15 protein-coding genes are annotated in these 21,365 nt (G+C 64.0%); 10 read left to right on the forward strand and 5 right to left on the reverse strand.

The window, feature by feature from the left end; translation table 11 throughout:
• Positions 1-108: 108 nt before the first annotated feature.
• The 4 genes from V7116_RS03215 to V7116_RS03230 form a co-directional block, all read right to left on the reverse strand.
• A complete protein-coding gene (locus V7116_RS03215; protein WP_324390364.1) occupies positions 109-1,401 on the reverse strand; it encodes an ABC transporter substrate-binding protein in 1,293 nt (430 codons plus the stop codon).
• 168 nt (positions 1,402-1,569) lie between these two features.
• Complete coding sequence (locus V7116_RS03220; protein ID WP_324390366.1) at positions 1,570-2,709, reverse strand: uroporphyrinogen decarboxylase family protein; 1,140 nt, start codon at positions 2,707-2,709, stop codon at positions 1,570-1,572.
• Positions 2,706-3,881 (reverse strand): uroporphyrinogen decarboxylase family protein, encoded by a 1,176-nt coding sequence (locus V7116_RS03225; protein ID WP_324390368.1) that lies wholly within the window; start codon positions 3,879-3,881, stop codon positions 2,706-2,708. The genes V7116_RS03220 and V7116_RS03225 overlap by 4 nt, the downstream gene beginning before the upstream one ends.
• Before the next feature lie 15 nt (positions 3,882-3,896).
• On the reverse strand, positions 3,897-6,611 hold the full coding sequence (locus V7116_RS03230; RefSeq protein WP_324390370.1) for an alpha-mannosidase: 2,715 nt from the start codon (positions 6,609-6,611) through the stop codon (positions 3,897-3,899).
• Positions 6,612-7,040: 429 nt separating this feature from the next.
• Between V7116_RS03230 and V7116_RS03235 the strand changes: the two genes are divergently transcribed.
• The 10 genes from V7116_RS03235 (at position 7,041) to V7116_RS03280 (ending at position 19,989) form a co-directional block, all read left to right on the forward strand.
• Complete coding sequence (locus tag V7116_RS03235) at positions 7,041-9,014, forward strand: carbohydrate ABC transporter permease (protein ID WP_324390372.1); 1,974 nt, start codon at positions 7,041-7,043, stop codon at positions 9,012-9,014.
• A gap of 15 nt (positions 9,015-9,029) precedes the next feature.
• On the forward strand, positions 9,030-9,923 hold the full coding sequence (locus V7116_RS03240; protein WP_324390374.1) for a carbohydrate ABC transporter permease: 894 nt from the start codon (positions 9,030-9,032) through the stop codon (positions 9,921-9,923).
• Between the two features lie 14 nt (positions 9,924-9,937).
• Entirely contained in the window at positions 9,938-11,011 is a 1,074-nt protein-coding gene (locus V7116_RS03245; RefSeq protein WP_324390376.1) for a uroporphyrinogen decarboxylase family protein, read from the forward strand.
• Positions 11,012-11,200: 189 nt separating this feature from the next.
• The gene (locus V7116_RS03250; protein WP_324390378.1) at positions 11,201-12,418 is read left to right on the forward strand and encodes a DUF455 family protein; all 1,218 of its coding nucleotides are present in this window, start codon (positions 11,201-11,203) and stop codon (positions 12,416-12,418) included.
• A gap of 128 nt (positions 12,419-12,546) precedes the next feature.
• Positions 12,547-13,962: a DUF455 family protein gene (locus V7116_RS03255; RefSeq protein WP_324390380.1), complete on the forward strand. Its 1,416-nt coding sequence runs from the start codon at positions 12,547-12,549 to the stop codon at positions 13,960-13,962.
• Between the two features lie 4 nt (positions 13,963-13,966).
• Positions 13,967-14,239, forward strand: coding sequence for a 2Fe-2S iron-sulfur cluster-binding protein (locus V7116_RS03260; protein ID WP_324390382.1), 273 nt, complete (start codon positions 13,967-13,969; stop codon positions 14,237-14,239).
• Positions 14,240-14,262: 23 nt separating this feature from the next.
• Positions 14,263-15,054: a sugar phosphate isomerase/epimerase family protein gene (locus V7116_RS03265; protein ID WP_324390384.1), complete on the forward strand. Its 792-nt coding sequence runs from the start codon at positions 14,263-14,265 to the stop codon at positions 15,052-15,054.
• A 212-nt stretch (positions 15,055-15,266) separates the two neighbouring features.
• Positions 15,267-16,421: a uroporphyrinogen decarboxylase family protein gene (locus V7116_RS03270; protein WP_324390386.1), complete on the forward strand. Its 1,155-nt coding sequence runs from the start codon at positions 15,267-15,269 to the stop codon at positions 16,419-16,421.
• Positions 16,422-16,513: 92 nt separating this feature from the next.
• Positions 16,514-17,605: a uroporphyrinogen decarboxylase family protein gene (locus V7116_RS03275; protein ID WP_324390389.1), complete on the forward strand. Its 1,092-nt coding sequence runs from the start codon at positions 16,514-16,516 to the stop codon at positions 17,603-17,605.
• A gap of 2 nt (positions 17,606-17,607) precedes the next feature.
• On the forward strand, positions 17,608-19,989 hold the full coding sequence (locus V7116_RS03280; RefSeq protein WP_324390390.1) for a TIM-barrel domain-containing protein: 2,382 nt from the start codon (positions 17,608-17,610) through the stop codon (positions 19,987-19,989).
• A gap of 67 nt (positions 19,990-20,056) precedes the next feature.
• Here V7116_RS03280 and V7116_RS03285 read toward each other — a convergent pair whose 3' ends face one another.
• Entirely contained in the window at positions 20,057-21,184 is a 1,128-nt protein-coding gene (locus V7116_RS03285) for a GntR family transcriptional regulator (RefSeq protein WP_324390392.1), read from the reverse strand.
• Between the last annotated feature and the right edge of the window lie 181 nt (positions 21,185-21,365).

Raw genomic sequence — 21,365 nt, forward strand, 5'->3', positions numbered from 1 at the left:
ATCTTTTTTATTTTAACGGTTTGGGGCGTGCTTTGCCATTCGGGGCGCGGCGATCAAAAAGCCCGCCACAGCGGGCGGGCTTCTGACAGCCGGAATGCAAGGTGAATCTTACGCGTCCAGATCCGCGATGAGCTGCTTGCCCTGCTTCATCACATCTGCGAGGCTGGCCTGGTCGGTGAGGAACAGCGAGGCCATGTCCTCGACGGCGGTCTGCGCTTCGGCAACACGCGGGTGGAACGGGCGCGCGGCCATGACGTTGGCTTCGCTGTAGCGGCCCATCGCCTCGACGATCACGTTGGGCTTGTCCGCGAAGTATTCCAGGATCGAGGTGCGCGGCATGACGAACCACGACTGGCCCTCGGCCAGCTTGGGCGCGTTTTCGGGCGAGGTCAGGAACTTGATCAGTTCCTTCGCGCCGTCGGGGTTGGGTGCGGACGCCGGAAGCGAGAAGCCCCAGCCGCCCCACCAGCTCTTGCTGCCCGCTGCGCCCGCCGGAGGCAGTTCGATCGCCATCTTGCTGGCGTCGAACCAGTCGGTGTTGCCTTCCGCGACGCTCTGGAAGAACGGCCACTGGCGCATGAAGGCCACCTTGTCGCCCATGTACAGCTCGTTCTGGGCGGTGTAGTCCTGGTTGAGCGCCGTCTCCGGGAAGATCTTGTGCGTGTGGATCATGTCGTAGAGGAACTGGAACGCTTCGGCGGTGCCCTCGTCGAAGTCGAAGACGCTGCCGCCCGACTGCGACGCGAGGTACGCGCAGTACACATACAGCAGGCCCGGCTTCACCAGACCGTCGGTCGTGCCCCAGACGCCGCTCGCGGAGTCGGTGAATTCCTTGCCCAGCTCGACCATCTCATCCCAGGTCGCCGGGCTGCTGACGCCCTTCTCCTCCAGCCAGTCCTTGCGGGTGAAGAAGTAGCCGATGGCGAACTCGTGCGGGACGCGGTAGCGCTGGTCCTCGTAGCTCAGGAACGTGTCGATCTGGCCCTGCATGCTCTCCGGGAAGTCGTCCCAGGTTTCCTGCGGGATGATGTCGTCCAGCGGCATGATCCAGCCCGCGCGGATGAACGTGGGGGAGCTGTCGTCCGCGTCGCTGATGACGTCTACGGGGCTGTTGCCCGCCGCGAACGCGGTGCTGTACTTGGTCAGCATGTCGTTGCCGCTGACCGGGCCGCCTTCGAGCTTGACCGTCAGGCCGGTGGCCGATTCGAAGTCCGGCAGGATGGCTTTGATCGCGTCGTGGGCGAATTCCTGGATGGCGAGCACGACCTCGTCCTGCGCGTGGACAACGCGCGGCGCGAAGATGCCCTGCTGTGCGATTTTGCCGCCGCTGACGGCTGCGCCTGCGATTGCCAGACTGGTGCCCTTAATGAATGTACGGCGAGAAAAACCCTTCTTAGCCATGTTGTTGCCTCTCCTGATGTCTAAGTTTCGGTAAGTATTGTCCGGCGCGAGCAATAGGGTGCGAACCGGCTCACTCGATGGGCATCCAGGGACCGGGCCGGAGGCCGCCTGGACGAACTACTCTTTGACGGTTGAGCAAGAAACGACGGATCGAATTTCGGAGCGTGTTTAGTACCTCCCATACTCGTACACGGTGTCGAACAAAGTCAGGATGTTATCGGCAGGGACGTCGTGCTGAATGTTATGTCCCGCCGCGAAGACGAAGCCGCCACCCGGCATAAAATCGTCGAGCAGGCGGCGCGCGGCATCACGTACCTCATCCGGCGTGCCGAACGGCAGCACGTGCTGTTGGTCGAAGCCGCCCCAAAACGTCAGGCGATCTCCGAACGCGCGCTTGAGCTGCTGGCGGTCACCCATACCCGCCGCCAGGGGCTGAACCGGATGCAGCGCGTCCACACCGCCGTCGATCAGGTGTGGAATCAACGGCACGACGCCGCCATCGGTGTGGTGCCAGATTTTTGCTTCCGTCCGGCTGTGGATGAAATCCCACAGCGCGCGATCGCGCGGCCAGACGATCCGGCAGTACAGATCCGGCGAGAGCAGCGGCCCCGCCTGCGCGCCGATATCGGAGCCTGTCATCACCACCGATACGTAAGGGCCAACTCGTTTGAGCGTCTCGTCCATCAGCGCCATCTGGTAATCCAGCACGGCATCTAACAGCGCGGCGGCGAACGCCGGATCGAGCACCAGATCCTCGAAAAACTGCACGAAGCCGCGCAGATACCACGCGAATTCGAACACGGAAGCGCACACGTTGGCGATCACGCCGTACCCGGTCGTCTCGTACAGGTCGCGCACGCGCGCTTCTAGCCCGGCGTAACGGGACGGATCGCGCGGGTCCGGCCACCGGAAGCGCGCAAGGTCGGCGGCGGATTCCGCCCCGGCCAGCGGGTGACCCACGAAATCGTAATACCACAGGCGGCCATCCGGCCCGTAGGCGGCTTTGCGCCGGATGCCGAACGCATCTTCGTACGTGTCGTCGTCCAGCTCGATATCCGCCCAGCCCGCCGGGGCGCTCAGGTGCGCATAGCGCGTATCGACGTGCAGTCGTTCCAGCAGCGCCTCGCCGGGCACGACCGCTTGCAGCACGCGATCCATCAGCCCAGCGTCGGGGCAAAAGCCCACCCGTTCCTCAAGCGCCGCGCTGGCCCCGGTCGTTAGCGTCGTGGCGATGCCGCCCAGATCGATCGGGACGCGATCCGGCTCGCGGTGGTTCAGGGCGGCGTTCAGCCGGTCGCGTGCGTTCATGAGGCGTAAACGCAGCGCTTGGCTTCGTCGGCAAAGGCGGCGATCAGGTCCGGATCGGCGTCGAAAAAGTGATCGGACGGGCTGAGAATATAGCCGCCGTGCGGCCCGGCCTGTTCGAAGCAGCGGCGGACTTCGGTGCGCGTTTCCTCCGGCGTGCAGTTCTGGAAGTAGTGACCCTGGTCGAAGCCGCCGATCATGCACACGCGCTCCCCGATGCGCTGCTTGGCCTCGGCCAGCCGCGTATCGCCGCCCATGTTCGGCGGGGTGAACGTCTCCATCGCGTCGGGACCCATGTCCGCGATGCGTTCCAGAATGGGCATCATGCCGCCGCAGGTATGGTAGACGATGCGCTGCCCGACGCTGTGCGCCAGATCGATCAGTTCCTTGTCGTAGGGCGCGACGAACTCATCGAACAGCTTGGGCGAGATCACGGTCGAGGACGCCGCGCCGCCGCCCAGCTCCAGCAGATCGTAGCGCGCGCCTTTCAGCGAGCGGATGAACGTCTTTTTGCGCTCCTGAAGGATGCCGATCAGCGCGTGAATCCACTCGGGATCGTCGTACGTCTCGTAGATGATGCGCTCCGTGCCGATCAGTTCGACCGCATCCTGCCAGCAGCCCGGCTGCCCGTAGATGTCGAAGTAGCAGATGTGGCCGCGTACCAGCCCGCGCTCGCCGAAGGCCTCCGCGCGCTGGTTGACCGCTTCCACGTCGCAGGTCGGATGCGTCACGAATTCCGCGATCAGGTCGATGTCGTTCTTTTCCTTGACCAGCGGCTCGACTACCCAGTCCGTGTATTCGTTGCCTTGCAGCACCATCGAAAGCGTGCCCTTGGGCGTGACGAAGTTGTAGCGCGTGGTCTTGTACTGGTCGTTCGGGATCGACTCCGGCTCGATGCGCCAGTTGTCCGAGACGACGCGGTGCGTGTGGTCCAGCGGGTGAATGAAGGTCTGGTTCGGATCGAAGTACTCGCCCTTGCTGGCGTCGGCCTTGTAGGGCACGGTCCACATCATCGCGTCCAGCCCGTAGCGATCGTAAAATGCCGGGTAGGGGATGCCGCCCATGTATTTGTCGAGAAAATAGAGCATGACGTGATGCGTCGTTGTCGGCAGGCGATCCGGCACGCCGCCCGTGAGGGCGGTCAGCATACGTTGGCGGGACGTCATTTCGGCCATCGATGCGTTTCCCTCCTACGCCGGAACCAGTTCCAGCGTGATCACTTCGCCGCCGCGCGCCTGGATGGTGGCGCGGCCTCCCGTCATTTTGAGCGTTTCCTGGCGCTCTCCGGCCATGTCGGTGCGATACGCTTCCGCGACCGGTATCCCGACGGTGACGGTCCCTTCGACCGGCTCGCGCGTGATGTTGTAGCAGCGCACGATCAGCGTATTGGCCTCGCTGCGGCGTACGGCGCTCAGGACCAGCTCCGGCGGATCGATCTGCACGAGGCTGAATGACGCGGGCAGACTCCCGCCGCGCGGCCACGGGATCGCCGTGACCCGTGCCGGGTCGTCGCGCGTGATGTTCATGTCGTGCAGTTCCAGCCCGGGATGCGTATCGGCGCGGCGGCCCAGGACCGGCGCGTTGTAATTCTGCGCGGCCTGGAACACGGCTCCCCAGCCGTCCGCGTGCGGCAGAATCGCGTAGTCGTACGCGTAGGGGCCAAAACACTGTGCGCCCGGCGTGGGGACCAGCGGCCCGGCGGCGATGCGCCGCACCCACAGGTCGTCGCGCGAGAGCCACCCGACCGCGCGCAGCAGCGTCAGCGCGATCGTGCCGTCTTCGGTCACCTCGACCGACGGCAGGCCCTTGTTCAGGATCGCCAGCCCGTGATCGCCGTCGCTCAGGTCGGTGAAAGTGCGCTGGTGCATGAGCGCGGTGGGATCCTCCACCCAGCCGGTCGAATCGGGCAGCTTGAGGTCGCGTGCGGCGACCATGAACGATTCATCCACGTGCGCCTGCTCGACGTGCAGCCCGGTCGGGAAGTTCACCGTCAGCTTGTGGTCGCGCGCCCGGTTATCGATCTCGGTGTGGATGAACACGCCCGGCTGCCCCGCATAAAGCCGCACTTCGCTGACGATGGGCAGCGGGACCGTTTCCCCGGCGCGGCGCGTGCGGTCGTCCGTCAGGCCGACGGGCAGATCCAGCGTGCGCTCGATGCGGAACGCCGCGCGGCACGGCCCCGCCTCGATGCGGGTGATCGCCGCGTTCGCGCCCACGGTCGAAATCGTCTGGCTGTGCTCGGGCAGGGGGCAGAAGCTGTACTCGTCGCCCGTGTCTTCCACGTCGAAGAAGTGATGCAGGCCGGTGTAGGTTTGGCCGGTCTGCTTGTCCAGCAGGTTCAGGCTGCCGTCCGGCTGAATGGCGACGGCCAGGAAGCTGTTTTCCATGCCGCGCTCGTAGCTTTCCAGGTCCGTACCGGGCGCGGCGGCTCCGGCGGCGGGCTGTGCGAACAGGCTCGTATAGCCCATCGCGGGCAGGTCGGCGGGCAGCAGCACGCGCACCACGTGCTTGCGGTTGGCCTTGAGCACTTCCATCCAGAAGCGCTCCTGGTCTTCGATCACCTGATGCGGCACCAGCGTACCGTCCGCTGCAACGATCTGGAATGCGTCTGCGATGGGATCGTCGTATTCGAACTCGATGGTCGCCTCGGCCACTTCGCGGCGCGCCCAGCCGAGCGGGTTGAACAGCAGCACCGGCACGCCGTTCTGCGCGCTCATGTCGGCCTGCCGTGCGATCTGCCGCAGGCTGTCGCGCACCAGGATGTCGGCGATCTGCCGCGACTGGCTGAAGCGGTACGCCATCTCGTGATGGACCTCGTCGATGCCGCTGCCGTACATGTCGTCGTGCGGGTGGTTGAGCAGCAGCCATTTCCAGGCGTGCGCGGCGAGGCCGGGTGTGCCTTCAGGGATGTCCGCGCCCGACAGCCACGCCAGCGCGGTCAGCGGTTCCATATAGCGTTCGAGCAGCGTTTCGCCCGCGTGGTTGGCCTGCTTGAGGTGGATGCGCGTGGAATAGACGCCCTGCAGAATCTCCGAATAGCGGCCCCAGCGGAATTCCCCCTCGAACGTGGGCAAATTCACGCCCGCGTCGCGCACGGCGGCCAGATGTTCCGCCAGCGTGCCGTGATGGATCGTCGTGTCGGGTAGGGCGGCGTTCGCGCGGCGGATTACTTCCGGCATACGCGGCTCGGCTTCGGCGTGGTCGATGCCGTTCATGAGCAAAATCGTGCCGGTGTTGGTCATCGGCTTCAGCTTATCGATGGCCTTTTCGATCTTCTCCTGCGCCAGATCTCCGTTGAACAACATCTGCGAGACGTCGCCCCAGTGGATGCCATAGCCCAGGTTCGTGACGTTGTGATAGCCCCACGGCATCAGCACGGCGGTGACCTGCGATCCGTCCGGCGCGCACCACTCGAACTCGGTGCCCAGGCGGTCGCCTTCCGCGCCCATGCCGCGCCAGAAGAACGCGTTATCCAGGCCGAAGCCGCGCAGAATCTGCGGAAGCTGCGCGATGTGCCCGAAGCCGTCCGGCACGTAGCCGATGCGCATCACGCCGCCGTAGGGTTCGCCCATTTTGTGGCCGAGCGCCAGGTTGCGGATCAGCGCTTCGGGGCTGACCAGGAACTCGTCGGCCAACACGTACCACGGCCCGACCTGAATGCGGCCCGACTGGCAGTAGGCTTGCAGGCGCGCGGCCTGTTCGGGGCGGATTTCGAGATAGTCTTCCAAAACGCTCATCTGGCCGTCAAGCATGAACACCCGGAAGTCGGGATCATCGTCGAGGGTATTCAACAAACGGTCGATGAGGCGGACGAGGCGGGCGCGGAATTCTTGAAATGTGACGTACCAGGCGCGGTCCCAATGGGTGTGGCTGACGAGCGTGGCGCGGTAGGTGGGCTGCACCATAAGGAACCCTCTCAGGTTTAAGTAACCCGGTGACCACGGTGCTCCGGTGCAAAAAGGGTCAGGCTCGCAAGAGGGCCGGAGCCGCCGGGCAGGGATAAAGAGCAGAAAAGCTGTCTATAAGAATGAAATCCAGCGCATCTTATTGTATAGACAAATTTAGTATAGTTCTGGGGGCTTGTCAAGAAGGGGCCGATCTCCGACCGTAACAGCGCGCGGAAGTTGCCTTCGACTGCTTTTCGATGGCGTTTGTTGACAGAACCATTAGATCCTCGCATAATGAAGTTGTATATACAATTTCGTTCTCTGGGTGTGTATCGTCCATTACGTACTTAGTTCACTGCGCTGCACGATGATGCACATCACTTTCATCCGTCCGGGCCCAAAGCGGGTTGCTCTCGCTGGTGTTTGGCCCGCAGAAGGATTTCTTAAATGTTTGACTGGTTTGACACTTCTGTCCTCACTTTGTTTAGTACGGTTGTCATCACCCGGTTCTGGCTTGTCGCTGCGCTGGCAGCGCTGATCCCGGCGTGGTGGGCGCGGCGCAAAAACTTTAGCGCCGGGCTGGTGTATGCGATCGCGGCGGGCGGTGCGATTGCCGCCAGCGAGATCGTCCATTCGCTGATTCCCGGCGCGACCCAGACGTTTGAGCGCGGCGAGACGCCCAGTGCGGCCTACACCATCTGGACCGATCCGAGTTTCCGTGCCGACTTCGGCCTCGTGTTGATCCTGGCCGTGCTCGCGCTGCTGGTTATGAAGGGCATCGCGCGGCTGCGCCAGGACGAAACGTCGGACGTGGTCAGCCGCTGGCGTACCAGCGCGGTCGGCAGTGCGGTCGTGTTGGCGCTGCCGCTGGTCGCGTGGGGCTGGGCCGTGGGCAAGCTGTTGTTTCAGGCCAGCTACGGCGACATCGTCCTGCCGCTGATCGGGTTTGCCGCGCTGATGGTCGTGGGCGGCGTGGTGACTGTCCGGCTGATCGGTTGGCAGCGCAATCTCGGCCTGCTGGTGCTCAGCGGCGTGGTGATCGCGCTGCAAGTGTGGTTCAACAGCACGCGCGGCCCCGCTTCTATGTTTGAATCGAACGGGTCCGTGCCGTTTTACATGCCGCTGATCCCGATCATCCTCGGCGCGCTCAGCGCCCCGCTGCTCGTGACGCGCTGGCGCAAACAGCAGATCGTGGCGCTGGGCTGGCAGGTGGGCGCGCTGGCCTGGACGACGGCGGCGGTCGGCTGGCTGGCGCGCTTCCTGGGCTTCTACGACTATCAAAACTCGTTCGCCTTCGACCTGGGCACGGTGCTCAATGCGCCCATTCGCGTGCTGACGGCCCTCAGCGCCTACTATTACGATCTCGTCCCGCGCGAGCTCGCAGACGACGTGAACGCGGCCAACGCGGGCAAGTGGGAATCGACGCTGGCCGTGTTGGCGGGCGCGCTGGTCCTACTGTGGGTGATGTGGCGTGCGGCGGCGCTGCCCGCCCGCTCGAAGCCGCGTACGCTGGCCGATACGCTGGAGCGGGTGCGGCACCCGCAGTTTTCGCTCAGCCAGCGGCGCTACGTGCTGGCGTTCTCGCTGATCCTGCCCGCGCTGGCGCTGCGCACCTTCACCACGTTTTACCCGTTTTTGCAGACGGTGGCGCTCAGCGTGCAGAAGTACAACCCGGCCTTCCCGCCGCGCCAGTACATCGCGCTGCGCAACTTCGAAAAGCTCTCCACCGACCTCGTCGTGCGCGAAAGCCTGGAATTCACCATCCTGTTCGTGTTCATCTCGACCTTCTTCCAGGTGGTGCTGGGGCTGGCGATCGCGCATCTGCTCAATGCCAACTTCAGCCTGCGCGGGTTTGCGCGCACGGTCAGCCTGATCCCGTGGGCCGTGCCCATGGTGGTCGCGGCGATCGGCTTCCGCTGGATGTTCGACGACCAGTTCGGCATGATCCCCGACCTGCTGCGCCGCCTGTTCAGCTACCAGGGCACGTGGCTGGTGGACCCCGAACACGCGCGCATGGCGGTGACCTTCGTCAACGTGTGGAAGAGCACGCCCTTCGCGGCGCTGCTGTTACTCGCCGGGCTGCAAGGTATTTCGGAAGATCTGTACGAGGCGGCAAAGGTGGACGGCGCGAACTGGATCGACTCGCTGCGCTTCATCACCGTGCCGATGCTGATGCCGATCATCGTGACGATCAGCATGTTCCTGCTGGTGTGGCAGCTCGCCGCGTTCGACCTGCCCTTCGCCATGACGGGCGGCGGGCCGGGCTTCTCGACCACGGTGCTCGCGCAGAAAATCTACCTGGAGATCAACTCGCTGAATTACAGCTATGCGGCGGCGGTCAGCATCGCGCTGGTCATCGTCGTGACGGTTATTGGCGGTCTGGGACTGGTCGCGCTGCGCCGGTCGGAAGTTTCAGCCTAGGAGGGCGGCGCTGCGATGACGACTCAACCCCTGGTCGAACGTGTGAATGGAATCGGGCGCGAGCGGCGCTCGTGGCTGGAACGCCACAGCGGCAAGATCGCCGTGTATCTCGCGCTCGTCGTGTTCGTAATCTTCATCTGCTTCCCGTTTTACTACATCGTGATGTCTTCCATCACGCCGCGCACGGATCTGTTCAACATTCCGCCGTCGTACTGGCCCAGCAGCCCCACGCTGGAAAATTACCGGCACATGATCAATGCCGTGCCGTTTTTGACCTACCTGCGCAACTCGCTGATTTTCGCGGTGGGATCGTCGGTGGTGTCGGTGATCGCCAGCGCGATGGCGGCCTATGCCCTGGCGCGCATCAAGTTCCCCGGCAGCAACATCGTTTATATGCTGCTGGTGATGTCCAGCGCGCTGCCGCAGATCGCCGTGCTCGTTCCCATGTTCGAGACGTTCCAGAGCTTCAGCCTGATCAACACGCACCAGGGCCTGATCATCCTGATGAGCAGCCTGCTCATGCCCTTCTCGATCCTGATCCTGGTGTCGTTCATCATGCAGATTCCGGTCGAGATCGAAGAGGCGGCGCTGATCGACGGCGCGAACATCGTGCAGGTGCTGACGCGCATGATGGTCCCGCTGCTGCTGCCCGCGCTCTCGACCATGACCATGATCAACTTCATCATCAGTTGGAACGAGCTGCTGTACCCGCTGGTGTTCGCCCAGCGCGATGTGACCAAGACGCTCAGCGTGGCGCTGGTCGAGCTGTCGTCGGATGCCTCGACTTACACGCGCCCGTGGGACATGCTCAGCGCGCTCAGCGTCTTCATGGTGATCCCGGTGCTGCTGCTGGTGCTGGCCGGGCAGCGCATGATCATCGCCGGGCTGTCGCGTGGGGCGGTGAAGTAGGCGAGGTTGGCGCGATGGCGGATCGTTTGACTTCACGCGAGCGCGTGCTCGCCGCTTTTGACCACACGGAGCCGGACCGCGTGCCCGCGTGGTTGGGCGCGTCGCCCGCGTTCCGTGCAAAAGCGGTGCGCGAGTTGGGGCTGTCCGATGACGAGAGCCTCTCCTACGCCGTGGGTGACGACTTCCGCCGCGTCTATGCGCGTTACGCCGGGCCGGACGAATTTTCGCCCGACAAGAATCTGCCGCCCGGCGTGACGTACCGCTCCGTGTTTGGTATCCTGCGCCACGGCTATGAGGGCGGCCAGCCGCTCTTTCACCCGCTGGCGAAGGCCGAAACCGTGGCCGACGTGGACGCCTATCCCTGGCCCGATCCGGCCTGGATGGACGTGTCGCAGATCCGGGCGGATGCGCAGCGTTGGGGCGGGCAGTACGCCATGCTCGGCGGGGAGTGGGCCCCGTTCTGGCACGACGCGATCGATCTGTTGGGCATGGAAAACCTGCTGATGAAAATGTTCGACGCGCCGGAGGTGGTCGAAGCGGTGCTGGCGCATACTGCCGCCTTTTACGCCGCCGTCAGCGAGCGCACTTTCGAGGCTGCCGGAGATGCGATCGACATCTTTTTCATCGGCAACGACTTCGGCTCGCGCAACGGCCCTTTGATCGGCGTGAAGCAGTTCGAGCAGTTCCTTTTGCCGCCGCTGCGCTCCCTCATCGACCTGGGACACCGGTATAATATGAGAGTACTGATGCACTGCTGCGGCGGGTTCGCGCCGCTCATCCCGTCCCTGATAGACGCCGGGCTGGACGGGCTTCAGGCGCTTCAGCCCAACTGCCGGGGCATGGACCCGGCGGCGCTCAAAGCCGAGTTTGGCCGCGACCTGCTGCTGATGGGCGCGATCAACACGCAGCTTTTGATCGAAGGCACGCCGGAGCAGGCGCGCGCCGAGACGCGCCGCATCCTTGAGATCATGATGCCCGGCGGCGGGTACGTGGCGTGCCCCAGTCACGACTATGTGCTGGGCGAGACGCCGGTCGATAATATCATGGCGGTTTACGAGACGATTCGCGCGTATGGGGACTATGGCTAAGACGTTTTTGAGTGGCAGCCTGTTCGGAGCCAATGGGGGCGACGGTTCATCTGTGTCGCCCTTTTTCCGGGTGATAATTTATAAGAATGAAATCACGAATATCATGAATTTAGCCAGAAAACCCGCCCATCCAGGTGGGCACGCCGAACCGGATCGCATGGAACTATCACAAGGTGAGGAGACAGCATCATGACGGAGCAGCACGAGCACATCACGATTGAGCAAAACGTAGAAATTTTGAAGCGTTATGCCTACCTGGAGCGCGCGTGTATGCGCACCCTGGCGGGCTGGCTGGCTGGCGTCCCGGAATGGGACGCGAAGAATCTGTTTGGGCTGCATATCTGGGAAAGCGCCGACGCCGCCAACGAGCTGCGCGCCCGCCTGCGCGAGCTGCGCAACTACCAGCCGGAGCGTAATCTCAGCCCCACGCTGGAACTGGTCTTTAAGGAACTCGATTACGCGCAGAACACGGCGGAGGTGATCGCCAGCGTGTACCTCGTGGTCAAGAAGGCGCTGCGCGACGCGTATCGCTCTCACCCGGACGCGACGTGGTCGGAGTTCGACAATCCCACGGTGAAGATCACCGAGAAGATTCTGCCCCAGGCCGAGCAGCAGGTGGAATGGGCTGAGGCGTTCTTCGAGGCGATCAAGCCCGACTATTCCGGCTGGGAAGCGTGGCAGGCCTACATCGCCGGGCTGCTGGAAGCCGACGGCGGCGTGACCGGGACCGGCCCCAAGCGCGAGCCGCCGCAGCGCCCGGCGGACGAGCGCCCGCTGCTGCTGCCGTGGGCGACCTGCCAGCGTATGCCCAACTGGCCGATCTTCGACCCGTCGGCGGACGTCCAGCCCGACCGCGAGCTTGAGCCGGAGGAGCACCGCATCTGGCGCTTCAAGCACTACGTCAACGAGATGACGGCCTCCGAGACGCTCGGCTCGATCCTGTGGATGACGCCCGAAATGGAATGGGAATACCAGCACAACGTCTCGCGCCACCTGTGGGACGAGATCCGGCACAGCCAGCTCGGCCAGTCGCGCGTGCAGCAGCTCGGCATGAAGGTCGAAGACGTGCCGCAGGTCGTGCAGATCTACAACGTCATGATGACCCTGCCCGCCGTGGAACAGTACGCGCTGCTGACGACGGTCATCGAGCCGAACGGCATGCCCGAAAAGCGCGCCAACCGCGAGCACTGGGAGGAAATGGATGACGAGATCTCGGCGGCGGCGGTCAGCTACGACTGGAGCGACGAGAACTTCCACGTGCGTTGGGGCCAGAAGTGGACGCCCGTGCTGCTCGAAACGTACCACTACGACGAATCGCCCGCGCAGATCAAGGAGCGCATGGAAGCCTGGCTGGTGGAAAACACGCCGGTCAAGATGCAGCAGAAGCACGCGCACGGCGAATATTAGACCCGCAATTTTGTTTCTCCGCAGGGGCGGGGCTTGCCCCCGCCCGCAGTCGGGCGGACGCATACCGGCCCCTGCGGAACCACTCCCCAACAACAGAAAAGAGTTACGCTGCGGAGGCACACTTCATCATGGCAAAAGCATTACCCACCTCGGCGAAGATGAACGAGCAGGCGCGTGTAGACAGCGCCTCGAAGATCCTGAAGCGCTTTTATGTGGCCGAGCGCACGCTGATGCGCACCCTCGGCGCGTGGTTCGTCGCCACGAGCCAGTGGGATCTCAAGCGCCAGCTTAGCGCGGATATGTGGCAGACCGCCCAGCACGCCGATGTGCTACGCACGCGCGTGTTGGAACTGCGCTACCCGCGCCGCGACGTCGATCGCAAGTACGACGCGCAGGTATTGGCGCTCATGGCGGAAGTCGCGAAAGCTGCCGGCACGCGGGAATTTATCGCGGGTGTGTATGACGTGGTGATCCCCGCGCTGGTGCAGAATTACGAGGCGTACGCCGCGCGCACGGACTGGCTGGACGACGCGCCGACCGTGTATCGCGTTCAGCACATTCTGATCGACAAGCAGATGCAAACCGCCGCCATGCGGTCCCTGCGCGAGCAGGTGTACGAGGGCGACGAGCCTGCGTCGGTCGAGCAGTGGCGCGACTACCTGCGGCAATATCTGGCCAGCATCGGCGGTTTCGATGGCCTGGGCGAAGTCAGCGATCCGCCGGAATCGCACCCCTGCGCCGGACGCCCCGCGTTCGACGTGCCGCGCACCGTGGAGCGCGATCCGCGCTGGCGGCCTGCGCTGTTCCACCTCCCGCACGAAAACAAGTACGATGCGGTGGGCCGCGAAGCCTGGAAGCGCATCGAGGCGCTGGATAAGCGCGTGGCGATGCAGGTCTGGTCCGCCATCAGTCACTTCAACGAAATCTGGGCGGCGGAAGTGCCCGCTTCTGTGATGTGGGATCTCGACAGCGAGCCGTGGGACTTCTACATGGATCTGGCGCGCTGGACCTGGGACGAGACGCGTCACAGCACGATGGGCTGGCGCGTGCTGGAAGGCTGGGGCTGGGACGTGCCGGATCTCGTGCCGTGGGCCAATGCGCTCTACAACTCGACCGGCAGCACCCCCGCGCGCCAGCGGTTGTCGCTGCTGCACTTCTACGAAGAAGGACTGCTGCGCTCCGGCACAAAGCAGATCGAGCTGAAGATCCTCGAATCGGCGCAGGACGATAACAGCTCGATGGATATGGACTACGACTGGGCCGACGAAGCGATCCACGTCAACTACGGCTATACGTGGCTCAAGCACCTGCTCGGCGACGACAAAGCCGGGCGCGACGAGCTGAAGCGCCTGACCGACGAGGCCCGCGCCAAACACGCCGACTTTGTGCTGGCGCACAAGGACGATCCGAATGCCTCGCTTGCGCCGTACTTCGAACGGCTGTACCCGGTCGTACAGGCCATGCTGACCGACGTTCCCGACGATGGGCTGGACGTCCATTGGGCCCCGGTCGCCGCCGACGAAGAGGTCCTCAAGGAGCTGTAACCGCGTGCCACTCGTAACCTTAGTCCAGACGGGCGTGAGCTTCGAAGCCGGAGACGACGAGACGATCATGGAAGCGGCGGAGCGGGCCGGGATTTTCATGGTCCATAGCTGCCTGAGCGGCACCTGCCGCTCGTGCATGACGCGCGTGATCAGTGGCGAGGTCGAGCACGACCCGGAATATCTCGATGATCTGAACATCGACGACTATGAGGTCGAAGAGGGCTACCGCCTGTTGTGCAGCGCCTTCGCCCGCACTGACGTCGAACTCGACAAATAACCGTATTGCCGGGAGGATGGCCCATGAAGCTGATGATCTTTCGCGCATTTTGGGGCATGACCGGATCGACTGCCGAGCAGATCGACCGCATCGCGGCGGCGGGGTATGACGGCGTGGAAGGCGCACCGCCGGATCCCAGCGAGATGCCGCGCGCCGAGTTTTTGGACCGCCTGCGCCAGCACAATCTGGCGCTGATCCTGGGCGCGCAGGTGGATTCGCGCGAGCAGATCGAGCCGGTCCTGATGCGGCTGGCGGAATATGGCCCGCTCAAAATCGATCTGCACAGCGGGCGCGATGCCATGTCGCGCGACGAGGGCTGTGCCTACTTCGAAGAGGCGCTGCGCGTCGAGCGCTCGATCGGCATCCCGGTCGCGCACGAGACGCATCGCGGGCGGCTGTTCTTCTCGCCCTGGGACACAGCGTATTATCTGCGCGCGTTCGAGAGCTTGAAGATCGTCGCGGACTACAGCCATTGGGTCAACGTCTGCGAGCGGCTGCCCTTCGACCAGACCGACGCGATGGACCTTGCGAATAACCGCGCGATCCACGTGCACGGGCGGGTGGGGTATGAGGAAGGGCCGCAGGTTCCCGATCCCGCCGCGCCCGAATATACCGAACATCTGGCGTGGCACGAGCAGCAGTGGCAGTCGATTCGCGGCTTCCGCCAGCAGGCGGGCGATGAGGTGTTCACCTTCACGCCCGAATACGGCCCGCCGCGTTACCTGCACACGCTGCCCTATACCGACGTGCCTGTCGCGGATCTGTGGCAGGTGTGCCTGTGGGCGGCGAATCGCGCCCGTCACACCCTGGCCTAGCGCCCATCGACCGCCACTTGCCGCCGTACCTCTCTCCGATCCCCTGGCAAGCCAACCGATAACCGTCACCGGGCGGGCTAAACAGCCCGCCCCCGGCCTCTGATTGCCCGGTTTTCTGATTTTGCACAAATATGTCTAGACGAGATCGGGTATTCTTGCGCTATAATGTCTATACAAGTACTTTGGCTTTTGTACATTAAAGAGAGATTCTTATGGCAGACGTGATCGAAATTGCGGTTCCCTTTGACGAAATCGAGGCGCGCCGCGAGCGCGTGGAGAAAGCGAAGCGGTTTGAAACCCCCGACCGCGTGCCCGTCATTCCCGCCGTGGCGCATCGCGTCATGATTCCCCGGACCGGTATCTCCTTTCGCGACTACTACCGCGATCCCGAAACGATGCTGCGCGCGCAGATCCTCGGCCAGAAGTGGCTGCTGGAAAACGTCCGCACCGATTCGCACAGCATCACGGGGGCGTGGGCCGGGGCCTGGACCGACTTTCAAAACACGTTCGAGGCGGGCAGCCTGGGTGTCGAGATCCATTTTCCCGATGACGACATCCCCTGGGTGGGCGAAGGCTGGGTGAAGGACGACGCCGATCTGCCCAAGCTGGAAGCCATCGACTATGTGCATACCGGCATCAACGCGCGGCAGGTCGAGTTTCGCCGCCGCATGATCGAAGTGGCCGACAAATACCCGGTACGCTTTCAGGGCGGCCCGGTGTTTTACCCCGGCGCGAACCCCTGGCTGACCAACACCAGCGACGGTCCGTTCGGCGTGACGGGCGACGTCATGGGGCAGGTCGAGGCATTCACCGCCGTGTACGAGCGGCCCGACTTCCTGCGCGAAGTGATGCGCATCGTCACCGGCAAGATGATCGAGTGGCTCGATTTTTGCGTGGACGAAATGGGCCTTGAGCGGCCCGTCAACTTCGCCTGGACGGACGATCTCGCGGTGTCGATGTCGGCAGAGAGCTTCCGCGAGTTCGCGCTGCCGTTCAACCAGCAGATGCGCTACCACTTCGACGGGCGCGCCAGCTTGCATATGTGCGGGCGCTCCGATCACCTGCTCGAAATCTTCCGCGACGACCTGAAGATCGATGAATTCCAGGGCTTTGGCTATCAGGTCAACCTCGACCGGGTGGCGGAGGTCATGGGCGGGCGCGTGGTGCTGATCGGCAACGTGAACCCGATGTTGATCCAGAGCGGCACACCCGACGACGTGCGCGAAGCGACGCGCCGCGTGATCGAAAAACTGAAGGACAGGCGCGGTCTGATCATTCAGGACGGCAGCAACATCCCGCCCGATGCGCCGCTCGAAAATGTGAACGCAATGATGGAAGCCGCCGAGCTGTACGGGCGGTACGACTGATTTGTCCCCGGCATTCTTCTCACAGGATGGATCTTTCTATGATACAGTTGGACGACACAACGCTTGAAAGAATAAATCGAAATAAAGCGTTTATGACGCGCGTATGGAACCTCGAAAACGACGAGCGACCCGGCTTCATCATCGGCTACGTCGGCCCGCGCATGAAGGGCGGCACGCCTGTGCCCAGCGCGATCTTCTCCACCGAGGGGCCGGATTCCGTGCGCGATCGCCTGCATGATCCCGAAAAGTTCTTGCAGGCCCAGCTTACCGAGATCCGCGCGCAGCTCCAGCTTCAGGGCGATTATGTGCCCTCGCTGTGCCCGGCGATCGGCGTGGTGGGCATCCCCTCCGCGTTCGGCGGCGAGGTGATCTGGTGGGATCACGACCTGCCCGCCGTGCGCCCTGCCATCGGGGACGATCCGATGGCCGTGTACGACCTGCCCAAGCCCTCGATCCGCGACGGCGAACTGGGCCGCATCCTCGACTATACGCGCTATTTTGCCGAGCAAACCGGCGGCCAGATCCCGATCCGCCTGGGCGACCTGCAAGGCCCGCTGGACAACGCCGCGCTGATCTTCGGCCATAACAACTTCCTGATGGCGACGCTCACCAATCCCGAGGAAGTGCATCACGTCATGGGCATGGTCACCGACCTGATGATCGAGTTCATCCACGCCCAGCGCGACGCCGCGCGTGAGTTCGGCGCGGATTTCGTGCCCAGCCTGCACCAGCCCTGGCTGCCGGACGGCTTTGCGGTGGGGGTGTCCAACGACGAGTGCGTGATGATGTCTTCCGACATGCACAAGGAATTTCACATCCCCTACCTCAACCGGCTGGCGGAGGAATTCGGCGGCATCTACCACCACTCTTGCGGCAAGTGGGTCCACCAGTTCCCCAGCCTGGAGGCGATCCACAACCTGCGCGGGCTGGAGTTCGGCGCGAGCGAAGCGACCTATGAGCCGGTGCTCGATCACTTCAACGGCAAGGTATTCACGTCCTGCCGGATCGGCTTGCAGCGCGATATGAAGTTCGACGGCATGGCCGACTTCGTGCGCAAGGTGCTGGCGAAAGCGAAGACGACGCGCGGCTTGTTCATCAACGTGGACGTGACCAACGGCATCGTGGGTGACGATTGGCCCGAAACGGATCTCGATGAGATCTATGCCCTGCTGGGAGCGAACTAACGATGGCGAACGTCCTACCTCACAACGCGCCGCAGGGCTTTGACTGGGTAACCCGCCTCAAAAGTTGGGATCTGGATGGTTCCGTGCTGCGCCTGACAGTCGATACGGCGGCAGGCGCGCAGGCCTCGCTGACCTTCCAGGCGCTGACGCCCGCGATCTGGCGCTTCACCTTCGTTCCGCCGGATGCCGAACCCGATCCGCCCACCCCGATCGTCGTCGCGGACAAGACGCCCGGCGTGTCGCTGTACGTCGAGCTGACGGATACCGGGATCGTCGTGCGCGGCCCGGCGCTGGCACTCGCCATCGACCGCGATCCCTGGATGATCCGCTGGCTGGATGCGGACGGGCGCGACATCGCGCGCGAAAACCCGTCCGACATCGACGGGCTGGGCCGCCCGTTCGTGCTGCCGCTGGGCTACGTGCGCGGCGCGGACGGCGTGACCGCCGTCACCGAGTCGCTGCACCTGCGCCCCGACGAGCACCTGTTCGGCCTGGGCGAAAAGTTCACCCCGCTAGATAAGGTGCAGCAGCGCATCGTCACCTGGACGCAGGACGCGTTCGGCTCCACCAGCGAGCGCTCGCACAAAAATATCCCGTTCCTGATCAGCACGCGCGGCTACGGCCTGCTGCTCGATACCGGCGCGCGCGTCACGTGGGATCTGGGCAACGTCTCGTGCCAGTCCTATACCATGACGCTGGACGCGCCCGCACTGGACGGGTATCTGATCTACGGCCCGACGCCCGCCGAGATTCTGGGCCATTACACCGCCCTGACCGGGCGCGCGCCGCTGCCGCCTAAGTGGTCGTTCGGGCTGTGGATGTCTGGCGCGGGCACGTACCGCGACCGGGCCGCGATGGAGGCGCTGGTCGCCGGGCTGGACGAGCACGACATCCCGGCGGACGTGATCCACGTCGATACGTGGTGGCTGCGCTGGCGGCAGTACTGCGACTTCCGCTGGGATGAAGAAGCGTTCCCCGATGTCAAGGGCTTCACGGATGCACTGCACGCAGCAGGTTATCACCTGACCGTGTGGGAGCACGCCTATATTTCCGTCGAGAGCGACCTGTACGCGGTGGGCGAGCGCGAAGGCTACTTCCTCAAGCGGCCCGATGGCTCCGTGTACGTCATCGACTACGGCCTGTCGCTGGCTCCCCGGCCCGACGGCATCGTGCGCGTGGCAACGCCGGAAACGTCGTGGAACGCGCCCGTGGCGATCATCGACATGTCTAACCCGGACGCGGTGCGCTGGTTCCAGGATCTGCACCGCCCCGCCATCGCCAGCGGCATCGACGCCTTCAAGACCGACTTTGGCGAAGACATCCCCGAAGACGCGGTGTTTTTCAACGGGCAGACGGGCCGCACCATGCACAACCTGTACCCGCTGCTTTATAACCAGGCCGTGACCGATGTCGTGCGCCAGGAACGCGGCTACGGCCTCGTCTGGGCGCGGTCGGGCACGGCGGGCAACCAGCGCTTCCCGGTCTGCTGGTCCGGCGATCCAGCGGCGGACTTCGACAGCCTCGCATGCACGGTGCGCGGCGGCCTGTCGATCGGGCTGTCCGGCGTGCCGTTCTGGAGCCACGACATCGGCGGCTACCGGGGCATGCCGTCGCCGCGCCTGTTCGTGCGCTGGGCGCAGTTCGGGCTGATGAGTTCCCACAGCCGGATGCACGGCGACAGCCCGCGCGAGCCGTGGTATTTTGGGCCGGAAGCGACCGAGATCATCCGCCGCTACGTCAAGCTGCGCTACGCGCTGTTCCCCTATCTCTACAGCCTCGCGCACGAGGCGCACCGCACCGGCCTCCCGGTGATCCGCGCCATGCCGCTGGCTTTCCCCGGCGATCCGAGCGCGGTCGGCCAGGATCTCCAGTACATGCTCGGCCCGTCGCTGCTGGTCGCGCCCGTGGTGGATGACTCGGACGCGCGCGCTGTTTACCTGCCCGCCGGAACGTGGATCGATTACTGGACCGGGCAGGCGATCGAAGGCCCGGCGCATATCGTCGTGAAAGCGCCGCTGGATACGCTGCCGCTGTTCGTGCGTGGCGGCGCGGCGATCCCGATGATGCCGCCTGCCAGCCGCATCCCTGCAGGGCGCATCGACCCGCTGATCGTGGCGGTATACCCGCACGGCAGCAGCAGCTATACGCTGTTGGAAGATGAGGGCGAAACGGCGCTGCGCTACGAGGAGCACGACGGTACGCGCATCTTCACGCTGCACGGCGACCAGCCGCGCGCGGTGATCGTGCGGCCCGTGGGCTTCGGCCCGCTGAGCGACGTCCGCGTGGTAGTCAACGGCCAGCCTGTCGAGGTCGATCTGCATCTGCACCCAGACGGGATCGAGATCCACCTGGACGGTGTGCGGGAGGCGGAGATCCGGCTGTAGCGGAAAGATCGGGTTGATGGGGAAGGGCGGCGCGATGCCTGCGAGGTTATGCGCCGTCCTTTTTATGTCAGTAGGCGGCGCTGTCGAGCGTGGCTTCGTCGATTTCCGCGCCGCACGAGTTGCGGATGATCAGGCGGGTGGGCAGGATGATCTGCTGCCACGTGGTCGCCGTGCCGTTGATGCGCCGCACCAGCGCTTCGACCGCCTGATAGCCCATTTCCTGCGCGGGCTGCTCGACGGTCGTCAGCGGCACGTCCAGGTGCATGGTGAAGTCCAGGTTGTCGAACCCGACCACGGCCAGATCCTCCGGGATGCGCAGCCCCAGCTCGCGGGCAGACTTGTAAACCGCCAGCGCCAACTGGTCGTTGACGGCAAACACGGCGGTAACGCCCGGCGAGCGGGAAAGAAACTCGCGCAGCGGCTCGACCGCGACGCTCGGATAGCCCTCGACCTCGCACGTCAGGACCGGTTCGTAGGGCAGGCCGGACTCGACCAGCGCCTGCCGGTATCCCGCCGCGCGCTGTTCCAGGCTGATCGACGGATCGCGCCACGAGACAAGGCCGATGCGCTCGTGCCCCAGCCCGATCAGGTGCTGCACGGCGCGCAGCGCTCCGCCGAAGTGGTCGGACATCACGTAATCGGTGGGCAGGCCGCGCAGATAGCGATCCACCAGCACCAGCGGATAGCCGGAACGCACCATGCGTTCGATGCCATCGGTTTTGAGCGAATTGACCGGGTAGAGGATGATGCCTGCGAGCTGCTGGTTGACCAGATCTTCCAGCACTTTGTTCTGGCGTTCGAGGTTGTTTTCCGCGTGCTTGAACGTGATCGAAAGATCGTGCTCGGTCGCTGCGCGCTCCGCGCCTAACAGGATGGTCGAGACAAACGAGTCGCGCACGTAGGGCACGACCAGCCCGATCTGGTTGGTGACCAGTCCATTTTCGGTCTGCTGCGTTTCGCCCCAAATGACGAACGTGCCACGACCCTGTTCGCGCCGCACGAAGCCCTCGGCTTCCAGCTTCGCTAGCGCCTGCCGGACGGTCCCCCGCGCGACGCCAAACTCGATGCACAGATCCGGCTCGGCGGCCAGATTCGAGCCCGGCGGAAAGTCTCCGTTGAGGATCTGGCGCATCAGAATTTCGCTCACCTGCAAGTAGAGCGGGATACCGTTGTCACGTTGTAGGGGAGCGTTCATCAGAGCCTCGTCTCACACGGTCGAATAAGCATCATAAATAACTATTAATACCACCACTAGACCAACCTTCTAATTCTGCGAGAAATCGGGCGGATGTCAAGTATTAAAAGTAATAGCCGTGGCTACGATTTTCCTTATCGCGCGGCTACCAGTGCGGAGCAGTGCCCCAGGTGGCGGGCAT

This window comes from Aggregatilinea sp. (genome assembly GCF_036822615.1).
Classification (GTDB): Bacteria; Chloroflexota; Anaerolineae; order Aggregatilineales; family Aggregatilineaceae; genus Aggregatilinea.

Coding starts and splice junctions, on each gene's coding strand:
- V7116_RS03215 (WP_324390364.1), bottom strand. CDS start 1,401: ATGGCTAAGAAGGGTTTTTCTCGCCGTACATTCATTAAGGGCACCAGT.
- V7116_RS03220 (WP_324390366.1), bottom strand. CDS start 2,709: ATGAACGCACGCGACCGGCTGAACGCCGCCCTGAACCACCGCGAGCCG.
- V7116_RS03225 (WP_324390368.1), bottom strand. CDS start 3,881: ATGGCCGAAATGACGTCCCGCCAACGTATGCTGACCGCCCTCACGGGC.
- V7116_RS03230 (WP_324390370.1), bottom strand. CDS start 6,611: ATGGTGCAGCCCACCTACCGCGCCACGCTCGTCAGCCACACCCATTGG.
- V7116_RS03235 (WP_324390372.1), top strand. CDS start 7,041: ATGTTTGACTGGTTTGACACTTCTGTCCTCACTTTGTTTAGTACGGTT.
- V7116_RS03240 (WP_324390374.1), top strand. CDS start 9,030: ATGACGACTCAACCCCTGGTCGAACGTGTGAATGGAATCGGGCGCGAG.
- V7116_RS03245 (WP_324390376.1), top strand. CDS start 9,938: ATGGCGGATCGTTTGACTTCACGCGAGCGCGTGCTCGCCGCTTTTGAC.
- V7116_RS03250 (WP_324390378.1), top strand. CDS start 11,201: ATGACGGAGCAGCACGAGCACATCACGATTGAGCAAAACGTAGAAATT.
- V7116_RS03255 (WP_324390380.1), top strand. CDS start 12,547: ATGGCAAAAGCATTACCCACCTCGGCGAAGATGAACGAGCAGGCGCGT.
- V7116_RS03265 (WP_324390384.1), top strand. CDS start 14,263: ATGAAGCTGATGATCTTTCGCGCATTTTGGGGCATGACCGGATCGACT.
- V7116_RS03270 (WP_324390386.1), top strand. CDS start 15,267: ATGGCAGACGTGATCGAAATTGCGGTTCCCTTTGACGAAATCGAGGCG.
- V7116_RS03275 (WP_324390389.1), top strand. CDS start 16,514: ATGACGCGCGTATGGAACCTCGAAAACGACGAGCGACCCGGCTTCATC.
- V7116_RS03280 (WP_324390390.1), top strand. CDS start 17,608: ATGGCGAACGTCCTACCTCACAACGCGCCGCAGGGCTTTGACTGGGTA.
- V7116_RS03285 (WP_324390392.1), bottom strand. CDS start 21,184: ATGAACGCTCCCCTACAACGTGACAACGGTATCCCGCTCTACTTGCAG.